The organism is Pseudomonas sp. Irchel s3a12 (assembly GCF_900187485.1).
Taxonomy (GTDB): Bacteria; Pseudomonadota; Gammaproteobacteria; order Pseudomonadales; family Pseudomonadaceae; genus Aquipseudomonas; species Aquipseudomonas neuropathica.
Map to the genome: position 1 here is coordinate 387,273 of NZ_FYDN01000001.1, position 13,156 is coordinate 400,428.

The 13,156-nt window shown below is 59.4% G+C and carries 11 protein-coding genes; all 11 read right to left on the bottom strand.

Translation table 11 applies throughout. The features are described 5' to 3' along the window. Nucleotide 1 precedes the first annotated feature (1 nt). The 11 genes from nuoJ to CKW14_RS01810 all read right to left on the bottom strand — a co-directional run bounded on the left by nuoJ (nt 2) and on the right by CKW14_RS01810 (nt 12,934). A complete protein-coding gene (gene nuoJ, locus CKW14_RS01760; protein WP_007920176.1) occupies nt 2-502 on the bottom strand; it encodes an NADH-quinone oxidoreductase subunit J in 501 nt (166 codons plus the stop codon). Between the two features lie 9 nt (nt 503-511). Then, the gene (gene nuoI / locus CKW14_RS01765) at nt 512-1,060 is read right to left on the bottom strand and encodes an NADH-quinone oxidoreductase subunit NuoI (RefSeq protein ID WP_007920177.1); all 549 of its coding nucleotides are present in this window, start codon (nt 1,058-1,060) and stop codon (nt 512-514) included. 11 nt (nt 1,061-1,071) lie between these two features. After that, entirely contained in the window at nt 1,072-2,079 is a 1,008-nt protein-coding gene (gene nuoH, locus CKW14_RS01770) for an NADH-quinone oxidoreductase subunit NuoH (RefSeq protein ID WP_007920179.1), read from the bottom strand. Next, entirely contained in the window at nt 2,076-4,790 is a 2,715-nt protein-coding gene (gene nuoG, locus CKW14_RS01775) for an NADH-quinone oxidoreductase subunit NuoG (RefSeq protein WP_095124495.1), read from the bottom strand. Before nuoG ends, nuoH begins: the two co-directional genes overlap by 4 nt. A 136-nt stretch (nt 4,791-4,926) precedes the next feature. Then, a complete protein-coding gene (gene nuoF, locus CKW14_RS01780; protein WP_007920184.1) occupies nt 4,927-6,282 on the bottom strand; it encodes an NADH-quinone oxidoreductase subunit NuoF in 1,356 nt (451 codons plus the stop codon). Next, complete coding sequence (gene nuoE / locus CKW14_RS01785) at nt 6,279-6,776, bottom strand: NADH-quinone oxidoreductase subunit NuoE (protein ID WP_007920186.1); 498 nt, start codon at nt 6,774-6,776, stop codon at nt 6,279-6,281. Before nuoE ends, nuoF begins: the two co-directional genes overlap by 4 nt. Nucleotides 6,777-6,778: 2 nt before the next feature. Then, on the bottom strand, nt 6,779-8,563 hold the full coding sequence (gene nuoC / locus CKW14_RS01790) for an NADH-quinone oxidoreductase subunit C/D (RefSeq protein ID WP_093434270.1): 1,785 nt from the start codon (nt 8,561-8,563) through the stop codon (nt 6,779-6,781). A gap of 73 nt (nt 8,564-8,636) precedes the next feature. Further along, the gene (locus tag CKW14_RS01795) at nt 8,637-9,311 is read right to left on the bottom strand and encodes an NADH-quinone oxidoreductase subunit B family protein (protein ID WP_003223809.1); all 675 of its coding nucleotides are present in this window, start codon (nt 9,309-9,311) and stop codon (nt 8,637-8,639) included. Between the two features lie 10 nt (nt 9,312-9,321). Further along, nucleotides 9,322-9,735 (bottom strand): NADH-quinone oxidoreductase subunit A, encoded by a 414-nt coding sequence (locus CKW14_RS01800; protein ID WP_003223812.1) that lies wholly within the window; start codon nt 9,733-9,735, stop codon nt 9,322-9,324. A 638-nt stretch (nt 9,736-10,373) separates the two neighbouring features. Continuing rightward, nucleotides 10,374-11,699, bottom strand: coding sequence for an isocitrate lyase (aceA, locus tag CKW14_RS01805; protein ID WP_007920195.1), 1,326 nt, complete (start codon nt 11,697-11,699; stop codon nt 10,374-10,376). Nucleotides 11,700-12,172: 473 nt separating this feature from the next. Next, entirely contained in the window at nt 12,173-12,934 is a 762-nt protein-coding gene (locus CKW14_RS01810) for a secretin N-terminal domain-containing protein (protein ID WP_095048076.1), read from the bottom strand. Nucleotides 12,935-13,156 lie beyond the last annotated feature (222 nt).

Genomic DNA, 13,156 nt, shown 5'->3' on the forward strand with positions numbered 1-13,156 from the left:
CTTACTCCTTCGCCTCGTTACGGCCCAAATGGAACGCCGTGACGGCTGCGGCAAGCAGCAGCATCGAGGCGAGTTCGACCACCAGCAGGTACGGACCGAACAGGCTGATGCCCACGGCTTTCGCGTCTACGGTGGTGTGGCCGATGGCCTGGCCGCTCTGGTGAGCGAACAGCACATACAGCAGTTCGGCCAGCAGCAAGGCGGCGAGAATCACCGGACCGGCCCAGATGCCGGGCTTGAGCCAGACGCGTTCTTGCTGAACCGAGGCCGGGCCGAGGTTCAGCATCATCACCACGAACACGAACAGCACCATGATGGCGCCGGCGTAGGCGATCACTTCCAGCACGCCGGCGAACGGCGCGCCGAGTGCGAAGAAGGTCATGGCCACGGCGATCAACGAGATGATCAGGTAGAGCAGGGCGTGCACAGGGTTGGTGTTGGTGACTACGCGAAGCGTGGACACAACAGCGATACCCGATGCGAAATAGAAAGCGAATTCCATCGTTCTTCCTTAAGGCAGCAAGCTCTTCACGTTGATCGGTTCGGCTTCGTTCTGCGCGGAGCCTTTCGGCTTGCCAGCGATTGCCATACCTGCAACACGATAGAAGTTGTAATCAGGGTTTTTGCCGGGGCCGGAGATCAACAGATCTTCTTTCTCGTACACCAGGTCCTGACGTTTGAACTCGGCCATCTCGAAATCCGGAGTCAGCTGGATCGCGGTGGTCGGACAGGCTTCCTCGCAGAGACCGCAGAAAATGCAGCGCGAGAAGTTGATACGGAAGAAGTCCGGGTACCAGCGACCGTCTTCGGTTTCCGCTTTCTGCAGCGAGATGCAACCCACCGGGCAAGCCACGGCGCACAGGTTGCAGGCAACGCAACGCTCTTCGCCATCGGGGTCGCGGGTCAGGACGATGCGACCACGGTAGCGTGGTGGCAGGTAAACCGCTTCTTCCGGGTATTGCAGGGTGTCGCGCTTGCGAAAGCCATGGCCGAAGACCATGACCAGGCTGCGCAACTGGGTACCAGTACCCTTAACGATGTCGCCAATATATTTGAACATGGGTCAAATCCTCACTGAACCGCGACTGCAGGCGTGTTCCACAACACGACCGCAGCGGTCACCAGCAAATTGATCAGGGTCAGTGGCAGGCAGAATTTCCAGCTGAAATCCATCACCTGGTCATAACGCGGACGCGGAATGGAAGCGCGCAGCAGGATGAACAGCATGATGAAGAACGCGGTCTTCAGTGCGAACCAGACGAACGCCAGTTGCGGCAAGATGCCGAACGGACCGTGCCAGCCACCGAAGAACAGGGTGACCAGCAGCGCCGAGATCAGGATGATGCCGATGTATTCACCGACGAAGAACATGCCCCATTTCATACCGGCGTATTCAATGTGGTAACCGTCGGCCAGTTCCTGTTCCGCTTCCGGCTGGTCGAACGGGTGACGGTGAGTCACGGCGACGCCAGCGATGAAGAAAGTACAGAAGCCGAAGAACTGCGGAATGATGAACCACAGGTTCTGCGCCTGGTACTCGACGATGTCGCGCATGTTGAACGAGCCGACCTGCACCACGATGCCCATCAGGGCCAGGCCCATGAACACTTCGTAGGACACGGTCTGCGCCGACGCACGCAAGCTGCCGAGCAGGGCGAACTTGTTGTTACTCGACCAGCCGGCGAACAGCACCGCGTAGACCGACAGACCGGCCATGGCGAAGAAGAACAGCAGGCCGATGTTCAGATCCGCGACGCCCCAGGTCGGGGTGATCGGGATGATCGCAAAGGCGATCAGCAGGGCGGACATGGCCACCACCGGTGCCAGGGTGAAGATCACCTTGTCGGCAAACGGCGGGGTCCAGTCTTCCTTGAAGAACATCTTCAGCATGTCGGCGGCGATCTGGAACATACCGAACGGGCCAACACGGTTCGGACCGTAACGGTCCTGCCACCAGCCCAGCAGGCGACGTTCGACAAAGCTGAGCAACGCGCCTGCAACCACAACGGCCAGCAGAATCACGATGGCTTTGACGACCGAGAGGATCACATCGATCACTTCAGGGGTGAACCAGGTCATTGCGCTGCCTCCTGCAGACCGTCGACGGATACGCCGGCGAATGCCGGTGGAATGCCGGCGATGCCCGCAGGCAATGCCACCAGACCGGCGCCCAGTTCTTCATTGATGCGCAGCGGCAGACGCAGGGTCTGACCGGCCACGTTCAGGCTCAGCAGGGCACCGTCGTTGACGCCCAGACGATCCGCTTCCGACTTGGCCAGAGCCACGTATGGAGCCGGAATGCGCTCTTGAACCGGGGCGGCTTTCGAAGAGTTTTCTTCGCTGCCGAACAGGTGGAAGAACGGCACGGCTTGCCAGGTGCCCGGCGCCGGGTTGAACGCGCGTGGCGCTGCAGCGAACCAGTTCAGCGAATCACCGGTGCTTTCGATCAGGCGGGTGCCCGGGTCGCCAGCGCGAATGTGACCACCGACTTCGTCCTGGAACTTGTTCCACGCTTGTGGCGAGTTCCAGCCCGGCGACCATGCAAATGGCACTTGCTGACGCGGTTCGGCAGAGCCCGAGTAACCTTCCATGGAGAAGGCAAACGCGGTGTCTTTGTCTTGCGGGGTGCGCGGTTCATGAACGCTGATGTCGGCGCGCATCGCGGTGCGACCGGAGTAACGCAGCGGCTCACGCGCCAGTTTCAGACCCTTGATGCGGAACGCGGCGGACGGTGCTGCGTCGACGATACGCGCCAGTTGCTCGGTGCTCGAAGCAACGGCAGCAGTCACGTGGTCGAGTTGCGTCCAGTCGATCGGCTGGTTCAACAGGGTCGCGCGCAGGGCGTGCAGCCAGCGCCAGCCTTCGTGAACCAGGATGCTCGCGTCCATGTATTGCGGGTCGAAAACCTGGAAGAAGCGCTGGGCGCGACCTTCCTGGCTGACCAAAGTACCGTCGCCTTCAGCGAAGCTTGCTGCTGGCAGAACCAGGTGCGCGCGGTCGCTGGTAGCCGTCTTCTGATGGTCAGCAACGATCACCACTTGCGCAGCGTTCAGTGCAGCATCGACTTTGTCTTTGGCGGTGCGGGTGTACAGATCGTTTTCCAGCACAACGATCGCGTCAGCCTTACCGTCGATGACGGCTTGCAGCGCCGCGTCGACCGATTCGCCACCGAGCATGGCCAGACCAAGGCTGTTGGCTTCCGGCACGATCAGGCTGATCGAACCGTTCTTCTCGCGCAGCTTCAGCGCCTTAGCGATGTTGGCGGCGGCTTCGATCAAGGCTTTGGAGCCCAGCGAAGTACCAGCGATGATCAGCGGACGTTTTGCCGCGAGCAGGGCGTCGGCGATGCGCTTGGCCAGTTCCAGTGCTTCAGCGTCCAGACCTTCAACGGCAGGGGCGCTGGCGTCCAGAGCGTGAGCCACGGCGAAACCGATGCGCGCCAGATCGTCTGGAGCGGCGTGTACGCATTCTTCAGCGATGTCGTCGAGCTTGGTTTCCGCCAGGCTGGCGATGAACAGCGGGTTCAGCGCGTGCTGACCGATGTTCTTCACCGCCGCGTCGAGCCAAGGCTGAACGCGCATGGCTTCGGCCATGTCTTCAGCTTTGCCTTTGACCGATTGACGCAGCGACAGCGCCATACGGGCGGCGGTCTGGGTCAGGTCTTCACCGAGGACGAAAATCGCATCGTGATCTTCGATGTCACGCATGTTCGGCACTGGCAGCGGGCTGTCTTTCAGCACTTGCAGGACCAGACGGATGCGTTCCAGCTCGGAGGCTTCGATACCCGAGTAGAAGTGCTCGGCGCCGACCAGTTCGCGCAACGCGTAGTTGCTTTCGAGGCTGGCGCGCGGCGAACCGATACCGACGATATTGCGCCCGCGCAGCAGATCAGCGGCTTTATCCAGCGCAGCGTCCAGACCGAGTTTGGTGCCGTCGGCCAGCAGCGGCTGACGTGGACGGTCGGTGCGGTTGACGTAGCCATAACCGAAACGGCCACGGTCGCACAGGAAGTACTGGTTCACCGAACCGTTGAAACGGTTTTCGATGCGACGCAGTTCGCCGTAACGCTCGCCCGGGGAAATGTTGCAACCGCTGGAGCAGCCATGGCAGATGCTCGGCGCGAACTGCATGTCCCACTTACGGTTGTAGCGCTCGGAGTGAGTCTTGTCGGTGAACACACCGGTCGGGCAGACCTCGGTGAGGTTGCCGGAGAACTCGCTTTCGAGGGTGCCGTCTTCAACGCGACCGAAGTACACGTTGTCGTGGGCGCCGAACACACCGAGGTCGGTGCCGCCGGCGTAATCCTTGTAGAAACGCACGCAGCGGTAGCAAGCGATGCAGCGGTTCATTTCGTGAGAAATGAACGGGCCCAGTTGCTGGTTCTGGTGGGTGCGTTTGGTGAAGCGATACCGGCGCTCGTTGTGGCCGGTCATCACGGTCATGTCTTGCAGGTGGCAGTGACCGCCTTCTTCGCACACAGGGCAGTCGTGCGGGTGGTTGGTCATCAGCCATTCAACAACACTGGCGCGGAACGCCTTGGATTCTTCATCGTCGATGGAGATCCAGGTGTTGTCGGTGGCCGGGGTCATGCAGGACATGACGATGCGACCACGGGTGTCGTTCTCGTCGGTGTACTGCTTGACCGCGCACTGGCGACAGGCCCCGACGCTACCAAGCGCGGGGTGCCAGCAGAAATAAGGGATGTCGAGGCCCAGCGACAGACATGCCTGTAACAGGTTGTCTGCCCCGTCGACTTCGAGCGCTTTGCCGTCTACGTGGATAGTGGCCATGGTTCAAAGGTCTTCGTTGGCCCGGTGTCAGCGGGCGTGGCTAATGGAATCTTGTTATCCGTCCGAATCCAGTCAGCCCCGAAAGGCGTCATCGGACGAAAGGCGAAGGGCACGGACCCTTCGCCTTTTTAAGCGTTTACGCGCCGATTACGATCGGCCTTGCCAGAGGCGGGACGGCGGCGCTGACTGGCGCGATACCGGCTTCGAACTCTGGACGGAAGTATTTGATGGCACTGCCCAACGGTTCCACGGCACCCGGTGCGTGAGCACAGAAGGTCTTGCCAGGGCCGAGGAAGTTGACCAGACCCAGCAGGGTCTCGATATCGCCTGGCTGACCGCGGCCTTGTTCGATGGCCATCAAGAGCTTGACGCTCCATGGCAAACCATCGCGGCACGGGGTGCAGAAACCGCACGACTCGCGAGCGAAGAACTGCTCCATGTTGCGCAGCAAGGAGACCATGTTGACGCTGTCGTCCACCGCCATGGCCAGGCCGGTACCCATACGGGTGCCCACTTTGGCGATGCCGCCGGCGTACATTTGTGCGTCGAGGTGTTCTGGCAGGAGGAAACCGGTACCGGCTCCGCCTGGCTGCCAAGCCTTGAGTTTGAAGCCGTCGCGCATGCCGCCGGCGTAGTCTTCGAACAACTCGCGACCGGTGACGCCGAAAGGCAGTTCCCACAGGCCCGGGTTTTTCACTTTGCCGGAGAAGCCCATGAGCTTGGTGCCCATGTCTTCGGAACCTTCGCGGGCCAACGATTTGTACCAGTCAACGCCGTCGGCAATGATCGCCGGCACGTTGCACAGGGTTTCCACGTTGTTCACGCAGGTCGGCTTGCCCCACACGCCGACGGCGGCAGGGAAGGGCGGCTTGGAGCGCGGGTTGGCGCGGCGGCCTTCGAGGGAGTTGATCAGTGCGGTTTCTTCACCGCAGATGTAACGCCCGGCGCCGGTGTGGACGAACAGCTCGAAATCAAAACCGCTGCCGAGAATGTTTTTACCCAGCAGGCCCGCTGCCTTGGCTTCTTCTACGGCACGGTTGAGGTGCTTGGCGGCGGTGGTGTATTCGCCACGCAGGAAGATGTAGCCACGGTAGGTTTTCAGCGCGCGAGCACTGATCAGCATGCCTTCGATCAGCAGATGGGGCAGTTGCTCCATCAGCATGCGGTCTTTCCAGGTGTTCGGCTCCATTTCATCCGCGTTGCACAGCAGGTAGCGGATGTTGATGGATTCGTCTTTGGGCATCAGGCCCCACTTCACGCCCGTGGGGAAGCCTGCACCGCCGCGACCTTTGAGGCCGGCGTCTTTCACGGTCTGGACGATGGCGTCCTGATCCATGTCGGCGAAGGCTTTGCGCGCAGCGGCGTAACCGTTCTTGGCCTGGTATTCGTCGAGCCACACGGCTTCGCCGTCATCGCGCAGGCGCCAGGTCAGCGGGTGAGTCTCGGCCGAACGCTGAATGCGGTTGGCAGGACCGAAAGATGTCAGGGTCATACGTAGCCCTCGAGCAGTTTGGCGACGCCAGCAGGCTGCACATCACCAAAGGTGTCGTCGTCGATCATCAGCGCCGGTGCCTTGTCGCAGTTGCCGAGGCAGCAGACAGGCAGCAGGGTGAAACGACCGTCGGTGGTGGTCTGACCCAAACCGATGCCCAGATTGTTCTGGATTTCGCTGACCACCGACTCGTGGCCACCGATGTAGCAGACCATGCTGTCGCAGACGCGAATGATGTGACGGCCAACCGGCTGACGGAAAATCTGGCTATAGAACGTCGCCACACCTTCAACGTCGCTGGCCGGGATGCCGAGGATCTCGCCGATCGCGTACAGGGCGCCATCCGGCACCCAGCCGCGTTCTTTCTGAACGATCTTCAGGGCTTCGATCGACGCCGCGCGCGGGTCTTCGTAGTGATGCAGCTCGTGCTCGATGGCCGAGCGCTCGGTTTCACTGAGGGTGAAACGGTCTGTCTGGATAAGCGTGCTGTTCATGCTTAGCGGTCCACGTCGGCCATAACGAAATCGATACTACCCAGGTACGCAATCATGTCCGCGACCATGCTGCCTTTGATCACCGAAGGGATCTGTTGCAGATGCGGGAAGCTTGGAGTGCGGATCCGGGTACGGTAGCTCATGGTGCCGCCGTCGCTCGTCAGGTAATAACTGTTGATACCCTTGGTCGCTTCGATCATCTGGAAGGATTCGTTGGCCGGCATCACCGGGCCCCACGAAACTTGCAGGAAGTGCGTGATCAGGGTTTCGATGTGCTGCAGCGTGCGCTCTTTCGGCGGCGGCGTGGTCAGCGGGTGATCCGCCTTGTACGGGCCTTCCGGCATGTTGCGCATGCACTGGTCGATGATCTTGATGCTCTGGCGCATCTCTTCGACGCGAACCATGCAGCGGTCGTAGGCATCGCCGTTGGCAGCCAGCGGTACTTCGAACTCGAAGTTCTCGTAGCCGGAGTACGGACGCGCTTTACGCAGGTCGAAGTCGCACCCGGTCGAACGCAGGCCAGCACCGGTGACGCCCCATTCCAGGGCTTCTTTGGTGTTGTACTGGGCGACGCCGATGGTACGGCCCTTGAGGATGCTGTTCTGCAGGGCAGCCTTGGTGTATTCGTCGAGGCGTTTTGGCAGCCATTCAACGAAGTCCTTCACCAGTTTTTCCCAGCCGCGTGGCAGGTCGTGCGCGACGCCACCGATGCGGTACCAGGCCGGGTGCAGACGGAAACCGGTAATGGCTTCAATCACCGTGTACGCCTTCTGGCGGTCGGTGAAGGTGAAGAACACCGGGGTCATCGCACCAACGTCCTGGATGTAAGTCCCGAGGAACAGCAGGTGGCTGGTGATCCGGAAGAACTCGGCCATCATGATGCGGATGACGTCGACCTTCTCAGGCACCTTGATGCCGGCCAGCTTCTCGACCGAGAGCACGTACGGCAGGTTGTTCATCACGCCGCCGAGGTAGTCGATACGGTCGGTGTACGGGATGAAGCTGTGCCAGGACTGACGCTCGGCCATCTTCTCGGCGCCACGGTGGTGGTAACCGATGTCCGGCACGCAGTCGACGATCTCTTCACCGTCCAGTTGCAGGATGATGCGGAACGCACCGTGCGCAGAAGGGTGGTTCGGGCCGAGGTTGAGGAACATGTAGTCCTCGTTCGGACCGGAACGCTTCATGCCCCAGTCTTCCGGACGGAAACGCGCGGCTTCTTCCTCAAGCTGTTGCTTGGCGAGGTTGAGGCTGTACGGATCGAATTCGGTGGCGCGCGCCGGGAAGTCCTTGCGCAGCGGGTGACCTTCCCAGGTCGGCGGCATCATGATGCGCGACAGGTGCGGGTGACCTTTGAAGTCGATACCGAACATGTCCCAGACTTCACGCTCGTACCAGTTGGCGTTCGGCCAGATGCTGGTGACGGTCGGCAAGCTGAGGTCGCTCTCGGACAAGGCGACCTTGATCATCACGTCACTATTACGCTCCAGCGACATGAGGTGATAGAACACGGTGAACTCAGCGTCGCTCGGCAGCCCTTGACGCTTGGTGCGCAGACGCTCGTCCACGCCGTGCAGGTCATAGAGCATGACGTACGGCTTGGGCAGGTTGCGCAGGAAAGTCAGGACTTCGACGAGTCTGGCACGCGCCACCCACAGCACCGGCATGCCGGTGCGGGTCGGCTGGGCGGTGAACGCCTCCGGGCCAAAACGGTTGTTCAATTCAACGACCACATCCTGGTCGTCTGCCTTATAAGGCGGGATGTACAGAGCGCTGCCTGTAGTCATGGTTATTTTTTCGCTTTCGGTCAACGTAAAGAATGAAGCCAGCTTCTCGTTTCTATTTCAGAACAGATCTGGATCAGACTTCGTCAGGGCTGCGCAGGTTGGTGACTGCGATTCGCTGTTCGCGGCGCTGTTCCTTCTGCGAAGGCATGTCGGCGCGATACACGCCTTGATCACCAACGACCCAGGAAAGCGGACGACGCTCCTGTCCAATCGATTCCTGCAGCAGCATCAAGCCTTGCAGAAATGCTTCCGGACGGGGCGGGCAGCCAGGTACGTAGACGTCCACGGGCAGGAACTTGTCCACCCCTTGAACCACAGAGTAGATGTCGTACATGCCACCGGAGTTAGCGCACGAACCCATGGAGATAACCCACTTCGGCTCGAGCATTTGCTCGTAGAGACGCTGGATGATCGGCGCCATCTTGATGAAGCAGGTGCCGGCGATAACCATGAAGTCGGCCTGACGCGGCGATGCCCGGATAACTTCGGCGCCAAAGCGCGCGATGTCGTGGGGCGCCGTGAAGGCGGTGGTCATTTCCACGTAGCAGCACGACAGGCCGAAGTTGTACGGCCACAGGGAGTTTTTACGTCCCCAGTTGACCGCGCCACTCAGCACGTCTTCCAGCTTGCCCATGAAAATGTTTTTGTGGACTTGATCTTCTAACGGATCGGAAACGGTTTCCCGTTCGCCAATCGGATATTGCTCGTTAGGAGCATCGGGGTCGATCCTGGTGAGATTGTATTGCATTGCCAAAGCCTCATTGTTTCAGCTTCGCCTGCCGCTTGCGACGAGCTTCCGGAGCCCAGTCAAGGGCGCCCACTCGGAACAGGTAGACAAGACCTGCCAACAGAATTGCTATGAAAACGAGAGCTTCGACGAATCCGGTCCAGCCGCTTTCGCGGACGGACACAGACCATGCAAAGAGAAAGAGGGCTTCGATATCGAAGATCACGAAGAGCATCGCGACCAGATAGAATTTGGCTGAGAGCCGCAAGCGGGCGCCACCGGTAGGTAGCATGCCCGACTCGAACGGTTCGTTTTTGCTGCGACCCCAGGCTTTTGACCCGAGGAGGCTGGAGACGCCAAGCATGAAGGCACACAGGCCGACGACACCCAGAAGGAAAATGGCAAAGCCCCAATTGTGGGCCATGAGTCCTGTCGCTTCGGGCATGCTGGTAATCCTTAACAGAGAGCAAAGGTCTCTGAGCTTGATAAAGAAATAGGCAGTGACGATATGTCGCAGCAATCAATCGCGCTGATTTTATGGCTAAACACCCTGCAAGTAAAATTCCTATAGCGAAATTATTTATTGGAATAAGGACATAGCGCATCTCCAATGCCCTGCAGCCCATGCGTTGCGGGCATTAGGCGGGTTTATGCAAATAATGTTTTGTAGGGAATGTAACGAACATAGTTGTGGCTAAATGATAATTAATATCGTTTGCGGGTGTTTTGTAACTGTTTAACGGGATGTCAGTCGGGAAGTTGTCTTACTTGCACGTTACTGCAATTAGCGACGGCGCCCGTTTTAGCGGATTTTTCTGACGGTTGTACCGCTCTGGATCAATGTTTTCTCCGAACGACGCCGATCCCTGTAGGAGTGAGCCTGCTCGCGATGGCGGTGGGTCAGTCACCGTATGCGCAAGCTGACACACCGCTATCGCGAGCAGGCTCACTCCTACAGGGATTTGTGGTGTTCATTAAATCGGGGCAAAAAAAACGCCCCGAACCAGTCGGGGCGTCAGTTTTGCGGCTCTGCGGTTAGCTTTCTATACGATCCGCAAAGGCCGTTTGCTCAGCGAAGCAGAATCAGTGGAACTGTTCTTCTTCAGTCGAACCGGTCAGTGCGGTTACCGAGGACGAGCCACCTTGAATCACAGTGGTCATGTCGTCGAAGTAGCCGGTGCCCACTTCCTGCTGGTGAGCCACGAAGGTGTAACCCTTGGCGGCGTCAGCGAATTCCTGCTCCTGCAGCTTCACGTAGGCAGTCATGTCGTTGCGGGCGTAGTCGTGCGCCAGGTTGAACATGCTGTGCCACATGTTGTGAATGCCGGCTAGGGTGATGAACTGGTGCTTGTAACCCATGGCGGACAGTTCGCGCTGGAACTTGGCGATGGTCGCGTCGTCCAGGTTTTTCTTCCAGTTGAAGGACGGCGAGCAGTTGTACGACAGCAGTTGGTCCGGGTATTCCTTTTTGATCGCTTCAGCGAAACGACGAGCCTCGTCCAGATCCGGCTTGGCAGTTTCGCACCAGATCAGGTCGGCGTACGGCGCATAAGCCAGGCCACGGGCGATGGCTTGATCGAGGCCGGCGCGAACCTTGTAGAAGCCTTCCTGAGTGCGCTCGCCAGTTACGAACGGCTGGTCGTACGGGTCGCAGTCGGAAGTCAGCAGGTCAGCAGCGTTAGCGTCGGTACGGGCCAGGATGATGGTCGGAGTACCGGCAACGTCGGCAGCCAGACGTGCAGCGGTCAGCTTCTGTACGGCTTCCTGAGTCGGAACCAGTACTTTGCCGCCCATGTGACCGCACTTCTTCACGGAAGCCAGTTGGTCTTCGAAGTGAACGCCAGCGGCGCCTGCTTCGATCATGCTCTTCATCAGCTCATAGGCGTTCAGTACGCCGCCGAAACCGGCTTCAGCGTCAGCCACGATCGGCGCGAAGTAGTCGATGTAGCCGTCGTCGCCCGGGTTCTTGCCGGCTTTCCACTGGATCTGGTCAGCACGACGGAACGAGTTGTTGATGCGCTTGACCACGGTTGGAACCGAATCCACCGGGTACAGCGACTGGTCCGGGTACATGGATTCTGCAGAGTTGTTGTCCGCAGCCACTTGCCAGCCCGACAGGTAGATCGCCTGGATACCGGCTTTGACCTGTTGAACAGCCTGGCCGCCAGTCAAAGCGCCCATGCAGTTGACGAAATCTTTCTCAGGACGGAAGGAAGGCTTGGCCCCCTGGGTGACCAGGTTCCACAGCTTGTCGGCGCCCATTTTTGCAAATGTGTGCTCAGGTTGAACCGAGCCACGCAGACGGACGACGTCAGCAGCGGAGTAAGTGCGAGTCACGCCTTTCCAGCGCGGGTTTTCAGCCCAGTCTTTTTCGAGGGCTGCAATTTGCTGTTCGCGTGTCAGTGCCATGGAGATAAACCTCGTCGCGTCTTTATGAAAAGTTGTTCTGCGGTGGAAAATTCCTGTGCTCGCTGACCAGAAGCTTAGGTGGTCAAGTCGGATTCGGCGGGGTAGGCGACGGGATGAACGATAGGCTCGAGGGGAAGTGAGCAGGTAGTGGCGGACTGCGGGCGCATTCGGGCGTCGTGGGCCTTTATACGGTCTACAGTGTGAAGCCGGGTTACCTAATTACGCTTCCGTCCCTCGGGACAACTTCGTTCCAGTCGGCAACCTCGTCAAACACACCTTGTGGGCGGTACAGACACGAAGCGGTTCGCGGGGTAGGTGCGAACATCGCTTCGAAGGCCCTTGCCAGGGCCTCTGATTAGCGGGAGCGAGGCCATCATGCCTTCGCTTTTTTACCCCGTCAAACGTTTTGTAGTGCTTTTTTTCAAGCACTACATCTTTCGTCTAATACGACTAATCAGTCAGTTTTCGGTGCTTTAGTCCAGGGCGTCGACTTTCACCCGCAAGGTCATGTCATCCCGGCCTTGAGTCGAGTAGCTGCGGGTCAGGCCCTGTTTGTCGGCCTGGGTCTGGCGATTGACGCCGGCGAGGGTGATCCACTCGCCGAGGCGCCCGCTGACAGTTGTGTCGGTGCTTTGCACGTTCACTACATCGGGACGTTCCTGGCTCATGCGGTCACGGTTGGTACTGATCGCCAAGTGAACGATGTCGCCGGTGACGCTGGCGGTGACATAGAAACCCTGTGTGACGTTGCGGTATTGCGTCTGGCTGTTGTAACCGCCGTAGGAATCGCTCTGAACATTGGTGATCGGAACGCTCTGGCCAACCTGAATCAGCGCCGGCATGCCATCGGTGGCCTGAACTTGCTGGACGCCGCCCTCACGGCTGGCGGTGCTGCGGCTGATGATGCGGGTCTGGTTTGGTTGAGAGCCGTTGACTGAATAGCCTTCGTCCCCACGGCCATTGTTTTCGTTGGTGTCGACGGTGATCAGTAGACGCTTGGGCGCAGTGTCGAGTTGGGTGATCAGCGCCTTGAGTTCCTGAATCTTGTCCGGCTCGGCCTTGATGATCAGTTGGTTGCCATAGGCGCTGACCTGACCGTCCTTGCCGAGGAAGTCTTGCGCCATCGGCAGCATGTCAGTGCTGGTGCGGTAATTGAGAGGCACGATTTCTGTGGCTGCCATCACCGAAAAACTGCAACCGAGCAGCAGGGTGGTGAGCAGGGTGCGTAGGGACATGTCCGTTATCTCCGCTTTCGAAAGGCTTGATATTGCCAGTTTGTCGGCCTTGGGTGGGGCAAGTTGAATCGTAGACAGCAAAACGCCCCGGCATCGGTTGATGTCGGGGCGTGATCGTTCCCACGCTCTGCGTGGGAATGCAGCCAGTGACGCTCTGCGTCACATGCCGCAAGGGGCGCGGAGCGTCCCGAGAGGCATTCCAACGCAGAGCGTGGGAATGAT

Coding starts and splice junctions, on each gene's coding strand:
- nuoJ (WP_007920176.1), bottom strand. CDS start 502: ATGGAATTCGCTTTCTATTTCGCATCGGGTATCGCTGTTGTGTCCACG.
- nuoI (WP_007920177.1), bottom strand. CDS start 1,060: ATGTTCAAATATATTGGCGACATCGTTAAGGGTACTGGTACCCAGTTG.
- nuoH (WP_007920179.1), bottom strand. CDS start 2,079: ATGACCTGGTTCACCCCTGAAGTGATCGATGTGATCCTCTCGGTCGTC.
- nuoG (WP_095124495.1), bottom strand. CDS start 4,790: ATGGCCACTATCCACGTAGACGGCAAAGCGCTCGAAGTCGACGGGGCA.
- nuoF (WP_007920184.1), bottom strand. CDS start 6,282: ATGACCCTGACATCTTTCGGTCCTGCCAACCGCATTCAGCGTTCGGCC.
- nuoE (WP_007920186.1), bottom strand. CDS start 6,776: ATGAACAGCACGCTTATCCAGACAGACCGTTTCACCCTCAGTGAAACC.
- nuoC (WP_093434270.1), bottom strand. CDS start 8,563: ATGACTACAGGCAGCGCTCTGTACATCCCGCCTTATAAGGCAGACGAC.
- CKW14_RS01795 (WP_003223809.1), bottom strand. CDS start 9,311: ATGCAATACAATCTCACCAGGATCGACCCCGATGCTCCTAACGAGCAA.
- CKW14_RS01800 (WP_003223812.1), bottom strand. CDS start 9,735: ATGCCCGAAGCGACAGGACTCATGGCCCACAATTGGGGCTTTGCCATT.
- aceA (WP_007920195.1), bottom strand. CDS start 11,699: ATGGCACTGACACGCGAACAGCAAATTGCAGCCCTCGAAAAAGACTGG.
- CKW14_RS01810 (WP_095048076.1), bottom strand. CDS start 12,934: ATGTCCCTACGCACCCTGCTCACCACCCTGCTGCTCGGTTGCAGTTTT.